This is a genomic window from Pseudomonas antarctica (genome assembly GCF_900624995.1).
GTDB lineage: Bacteria > Pseudomonadota > Gammaproteobacteria > Pseudomonadales > Pseudomonadaceae > Aquipseudomonas > Aquipseudomonas antarctica.
The window spans coordinates 1-6,042 of sequence record NZ_UYXQ01000178.1; the positions used below are offsets into that span (position 1 = coordinate 1).

5 protein-coding genes and 1 pseudogene are annotated in these 6,042 nt (G+C 57.9%); 3 read left to right on the forward strand and 3 right to left on the reverse strand.

Translation table 11 applies throughout. The features are described from left to right. Positions 1–838, forward strand: an 838-nt coding sequence (locus tag E0F99_RS28375; RefSeq protein ID WP_207303108.1) for a hypothetical protein, incomplete at its 5' end; no start/stop codon positions are given. 87 nt (positions 839–925) lie between these two features. On the opposite strand, the gene E0F99_RS28380 is transcribed toward E0F99_RS28375, so the two are convergent. Continuing rightward, complete coding sequence (locus E0F99_RS28380) at positions 926–1,795, reverse strand: isocitrate lyase/PEP mutase family protein (protein WP_083358433.1); 870 nt, start codon at positions 1,793–1,795, stop codon at positions 926–928. A gap of 279 nt (positions 1,796–2,074) precedes the next feature. Here E0F99_RS28380 and E0F99_RS28385 point away from each other — a divergent pair, with 279 nt between their 5' ends. Beyond that, entirely contained in the window at positions 2,075–3,016 is a 942-nt protein-coding gene (locus E0F99_RS28385) for a cupin domain-containing protein (RefSeq protein WP_083358432.1), read from the forward strand. A 341-nt stretch (positions 3,017–3,357) separates the two neighbouring features. Here E0F99_RS28385 and E0F99_RS28395 read toward each other — a convergent pair whose 3' ends face one another. Continuing rightward, positions 3,358–4,257 (reverse strand): LysR family transcriptional regulator, encoded by a 900-nt coding sequence (locus E0F99_RS28395; protein WP_083358431.1) that lies wholly within the window; start codon positions 4,255–4,257, stop codon positions 3,358–3,360. Between the two features lie 16 nt (positions 4,258–4,273). Beyond that, positions 4,274–4,867: pseudogene (locus E0F99_RS28400) on the reverse strand (efflux RND transporter permease subunit); the annotation flags it as partial. Between the two features lie 659 nt (positions 4,868–5,526). On the opposite strand from E0F99_RS28400, the gene E0F99_RS28405 reads away from it, so the two are divergent. Further along, complete coding sequence (locus E0F99_RS28405) at positions 5,527–5,925, forward strand: cytidine deaminase (protein WP_083358430.1); 399 nt, start codon at positions 5,527–5,529, stop codon at positions 5,923–5,925. Positions 5,926–6,042: the final 117 nt, after the last annotated feature.

Below are 6,042 nucleotides of genomic sequence, written 5' to 3' on the forward strand. Positions count from 1 at the left end.
CCGTCCAGATAGCGTCGTGGAATGGGGGCAAAGTGCGCTGTACAGGGCCAACTTTCAAACCGCGCAACGCGTTTCCAAAGACCAATCATTGGCGCACGCCCACGAAGAGCACTCTACCGGAGGATTGCTGAGCAACCTTCGTTCGGAGTCAGAGCGTTGGGCGGGGCCGAAAATCGACGCCATGGGCTACCCCGAGGTGACTTCTTTTCTTGGGACTCTGGCGTTGGGCGGCACTGCGGCTGAAGCACATCTTGGGGCGGACTTTGGGATTATCGTGGACATCAACGTGGGTGGACTAGTCGTACGCAAGGTCGCACTGGTTCAGGGCAAGGTCAGCAAAAATGGTAAAGCGGATATCGCAAGCAAGCCCACAGGACCAATGAAATTAACCCAGTTGGAAAAACTGCATGACCCACAACGGGATTTCTACGCCTTTTATCATCGTGGACTACGCGGCGCGAGCATTCCCTGGCCAACGGTTAATCGAGCGTGTGCATTGACCACGCCTACTACCGACCTGCGTGCCGCGCAAATCATTATCTCGACGCGGGAAAGTGGTTGGGACTGGCCCTCTTTTATTGCCTTTGGACTGTGCAGTGATACCAGCGGGGTCGGGCGGATGCTGGAGGAACATGAGGATGCACTGGCCGTCCTGAGTAGTGGTCGCCGCGAGCTTTTACCTGGCCGATTGATTGTGGTGGCCGCCGGTGGTGGTGATTACAGCCTCGAACTTCAACATCGAGTCAGTCAGCATTACAAGACTATGGGGACAAGCTATAGGCGCGATAGGGACAAAGATCATGGTCCGAAAAACAGGGGGCAAGGGCTCAGTCGTTAAAGACAAGCACGGTGGTTGGTTCAGATCAATTGCGATTTGGCTGCGGATCCACTCAAGGACAGGTGCAGATCCGCCGCCCGCTCAGGTTTACTCTTTCACATCCATGAACTCTTTCGCCCATGCCACATAACTCTCCGGCAGGGTGTAGGTATGCGTCAGTTCAGTCGCGCTGAGGTTCGAGGTGCTGCTGGTCAACTTGCGTTGCGCACGCAGGCTGTCGTAAGTCGCCTTGATCGACGCAAAGTAGGCGCCATGGCCGGCCACCACAATGCGCACACCCAACGCGGCCAGGCGTTCGCTGTCATTGAGCTGCGGGTTGCCGTAGGTCACCAGCATCAGCGGGACCGTGAGGTTTTCTGCGATCTTTTCAAGGTGCTCGAAGTCTTTGACGCCGACCATGCAAATGCCGTCGGCGCCGGCTTTTTCATAAGCTTTGGTGCGGGCGATGACGTCTTCGGTCGGCAACACGCCAGCGTTAGTGCGGGCGACGATCGACAGCTCAGGGTCGCCCCGCGCTTCAAGGGCGGCCTTGACCTTGCCGATGCCTTCCTCAACCGAAATCAGGTCGGTGGATTTACGCCCGAATTGCGCGGGCAGCAGGGTGTCTTCAATCGTCAGTGCCGCTACGCCGGCGCGCTCAAGCTCTTCGACGGTACGCATCACGTTCAGGGCATTGCCGTAGCCGTGGTCGGCGTCGGCGATGACAGGAAGTTGGGCCACACGGCCGATGCGGGTGGCCTGTTCGACGAACTCACTCAGCGTGATCAACGCAAAATCGGGTGCCGCGAGTACCTGCAACGAGGCGACCGAACCACCGAGGATACCGACTTCAAAGCCCAGATCGGCAGCGATACGCGCGGACATGGGGTCGAAGACGGAAGCGGTTTCAACGCAGATTTGTTTGGCAAGCAGTTCACGGAAGGTGCGGCGTAGCGCTGAGTGAGAAATCTTTGGCATGTTCTTTCCTGGCTCTGGTCATCGTCAAGTGACGATCAATGTCTATTCATGGTGGCGTCAGATTACCACGCACAGGAACAGGGGTTTATGACGTTTGAGTATGAGACAGGCGCCGAGGACAGGGTTCATCGGTTCACGCTTAGGCGCTGGGCAAGCCGGCTGCACCGTCAAAGGGCGTAGCCGCCCCATCCTGCACAACTGCTGTGCCACCTGAGTGCTTCATCCCTGTGGGCGCAATGCCTATAGTTGCTTCAAACCAGCCGAAGACGGAGGTGAACCATGCACAGCGAATTCAAGCCCAACCTGACCCATGATGTGCCAAGCGAACAAATGGACGCCGAATACTTTGAATACAGCAAGGCGGCGAATCCCATCAGCGCCAACCTGATTACGCGAATTCCTTACCACAGCTTTCCGGCCTCGCTGTATGACAGCGGCCCGTCGCGAGTCGTGGCGCTTGACCTCAGCGAAGCGCTGGGCTGCGAGGGCCCGGCGACCGGGCCAGGGCTGTGCGCCAACTTCATTCGACTGAACGCCGGTGAGGCTCTGGAGCTGCACCCGAATGCGACTTCGCAAGTGTTTTATGTGATCGCGGGGGAGGGTAATCTTGTGCAGGGCGAGCATGAAATTGCCTGGTCCACCGGCTGCTTTATCGCGCTGCCTGGTTTGCTGCAAGCGCGCTTGAGCGCCTCGCAGGATGCGCGTTTGTACTACGTGCACGATGAACCGCTGTTGCGCTACCTGGGCGTGACGCGCAGCACCGACCGCTTTGTGCCGACCTTGTATCCCGCCGCGCTGGCCAACTTGAAACTGCGTGAAGCGGCGGATGATCCGCGTGCTCAGGACCGCAGCCGTATCAGCATTCTGCTGGGCAATCGCAACTTTCCACAGACCCGAACCGTGACCCATGTGTTGTGGGCCATGTACGGCATTCTGCCGGCCGGCTCGATTCAGAAGCCACATCGACATCAGTCGATTGCGCTGGACTTCATTATCGACTGTCCCACGGGCTGCTACTCGCTGGTAGGCACTGAACTGGATGCCGACGGGCAGATTCGTAACCCGGTACGTGTTGATTGGTCGCCGGGGTTGGCGTTTGTGACGCCGCCGGGGTACTGGCACGCGCATTTCAATGAGTCTGATACTGAGGCATTTCTGATTCCTATCCAGGATGCGGGGTTGCAGACTTACTTGCGCGCGCTGGATATTCGCTTTAGCTGATGGGGGCGTTTCTTTGGGGCGATATGGGTACATATCCGTTGCTGCGGTAACGGCGACCTAGGGTTGCGCTCTTACCGCGGGTCACTTTTGTAAAGACACAAAAGTGACCAAAAAGTCTTCGCCCCACCACTCGGCACCTCGCTTAGCCTCGGCGTGCGGCCAGCGCGGTTAACGGGGCGCCTCAGATCAAGATCAAAAGTAAAAGCTGGCTTGCCTGCGATGCAGACACCTCGGTCTAGCAGTGACGATCGTTCCCACGCTCTGCGTGGGAATGCCGCCCTGGACGCTCCGCGCCCCGCTTTTAGCGGATATACGCCCACAAGACCCGCAGACGGACAGTTCTAGCGCTTCCAATGCGGTGTCTCGCCCAACTGCTCAACGATGAAGTCGATAAAGCACCTGACCTTAGACGACACGATCCGCTTGGGCGGATAGACAAACCACACAGAAAATTCCTGCTCAGCACCGAGGATGTCCCATTGTGGCAGCCACACCTGTAGCGCTCCCGTTTCAATACTGGTGGCCACCAACCAGTCAGGCAGCAGGGCGAAACCAAGGCCTTGGCGCACCGCGATCAGCTGCGCATCGAGGTCATTGATACGGACACAGTCGTTATGTACCAGCGGCACTGCTTCATCGCAGGAGGCAAACGCGAAATTATGCTTACTCAGTACGGCGGGCAGGCGGGCCAGCTCTGCCGGGATTGAGGGGGCAGGGTGCTGCGCACAAAAAGCCGGGCTTACCACCAGCAGGTATTTGCCCTCACAGATCTTGCGGGCCTTCAGGGTGGAGTCGGCCAACGCGCCAATCCGGATTGCTAAATCCACACCCGAATGAATCAAGTTGACCTGCGCCTCCTCCAGCATCAGCTCTACCTTGATCTGCGGGTAGCGAGCCAGAAACGTCTTCAACACGGGAAGGATATGGTGACGGGCAAACGCTGGCGGCAAGTTGAGCTTGAGCACCCCGCGCGGTTGCTGGTTCAGTGCCGACGTCGCGGCTTTCGCCTGTTCAAGCTCATCCAGCACCCTGCGCGCGTGCAAAAGGAATGTCTGGCCGCCTTCAGTCAGGTGCAGCGTGCGTGTCGAGCGGTTGAACAAGGCGATGCCCAAGTCCTGTTCAAGGTCTTTCACGTAGCGGGAAACGGTTGAAGCCTTGATGCCGAGCCGCTCGGCAGCACGCGAGAAGTTGTTTCCTTCAGCGGCCTCGACGAAGGCGGTTAGTGCGGTGAAGTAATCCAAGAGTGACCTGCCGGGCTTAGGTTTTTGTTGTCCTCAAGTCTGAGCCTGGGAGTGTCTGCTGGGTTTGCTGATGATGCGTTTCCCCAATAAACATATACATCGCCGGCACCATAAACAACGTCAGCAGCGTACCAATCGACAACCCGGCGAAGATCACCAGCCCCATGTCATGCCGCCCCGCAGCCCCAGCACCGCAGGCCCAGACCAGTGGCACCACGCCCAGCACCCTCGCGGCGGTAGTCATCAGGATCGGCCGCCGCCTCTTGAGTTTGGCCAGCAGTTCGCCTTGGCCCACGGCACTGACGCCTGAGAGTGTTGCCGAGTTGAGTGGCTGGAAGTGGTTGATCGATTCCGGCTGCGTCGAGGTCTCGATATGCGCGACCGTGCGTGCCTGGATCATGGCACCGGCCGGTGTGCGGATGTAGTAGTCGAGAATTTGCTCCGGGTTCAGGCGATTGACCTGCAGCACTTGGGGAATGACCCTGTAAGAGCACCCGGCTGTCGAGAAGTTGTTCACGTAGTTGCCGCCCAACGCGGCAGACAGCGCGGCACCCACGTCGGCCTGGGTCATGCCCAGTGCGGCGATCTTTTCCCGATCCACCACTAACTTCCCGCTTACGGCACGAGGTTGTCGTCGAAGTGCTCACGTTCGAGGGTCGTGTAGGCTTGCGCGCGAACCCCCGCTACCCCCTGAGTAACCCGTAGAACTGAACCAGAAATGACCATTCGGTGGACTCAGCTTCTCGGGATAGCTCAACTCAATGTTGCCGGGCGTACCAAATCGGTATTGCACATAGCCTGTTGTCGCTGAGAAACCCTGGGACGCGCACACCGAGATCATCTTCGAGACGGCGTTGCATCCGAACAATAGCGTTTCTTGCGCCTTACACAGATAGCTCTGTTCCGGCGTCCCTGCGAAGGCGTCGAGCGCTATAGCCCCCATCGTCAGGATGCAAACGCCCTTTAGTATCGTGACTTGAACGCCCATGATGGCGCCCAAATTTTGCACGATGAAAATTATCAGTATTTATGCTGTGCGTTCGCAAAACAAAGGGTTTTAGGCCTACATCCTTGCGAGTCTACAGCGCTACAACAGCTGTCTACGTCACATACGCGTGTACTTGAGATAGCAAAGGGCTTCGACGCGGACCTTTGTTCACGCGCGCAAAAAAAAGATTGAACATTCACATAAATTGTTATTTAAATAACATCACAATAGCCTCACGACCGCCCTGGACGTGCTCGCAATAAGATGGGATGACCCTGTGAATGACAATTGAAGAGCGTTTGATGGAACAGGCAAAGCGTGCCGCCCAGAGCACGTACTCGCCTTACTCGCACTTTCCGGTCGGCGCGGCGTTGCTGACCGCCGACGGTGAGGTGGTGCAGGGTTGCAACGTGGAGAACATCTCCTACGGGCTGACCAACTGTGCCGAGCGCAGCGCCTTGTTCAGCGCCATCAGCCAGGGCCATGCGCCGGGCAGTTTCAGGGCGCTAGCGGTTTATGCACCTAACGTTTCACTGATAAGCCCTTGCGGTGCCTGCCGCCAGGTGATGCTGGAGTTGATGGCCAAGGATGCGGTGGTGATTTGTCAGGGCAGTGACCCGGCCGCCACGCGTACCTGGACCCTGGAGCAATTGCTGCCGGGCGCCTTCGACGCTTTCTAATCCTGGGCAGGCCTTTGGGCCTGCGTCCGCTTGGTCCCTTGTTGAGACGCCTGCATGATCAGTCTTGTTGGAATAGCGACCCTTATTCTCATTGCCATTGCTTTATCTCATCAGCGG

What these genes read in the sequence shown, in the direction of transcription:
- E0F99_RS28405 (WP_083358430.1), top strand. Translation starts at nt 5,527, where the DNA reads ATGACAATTGAAGAGCGTTTGATGGAACAGGCAAAGCGTGCCGCCCAG.
- E0F99_RS28380 (WP_083358433.1), bottom strand. Translation starts at nt 1,795, where the DNA reads ATGCCAAAGATTTCTCACTCAGCGCTACGCCGCACCTTCCGTGAACTG.
- E0F99_RS28385 (WP_083358432.1), top strand. Translation starts at nt 2,075, where the DNA reads ATGCACAGCGAATTCAAGCCCAACCTGACCCATGATGTGCCAAGCGAA.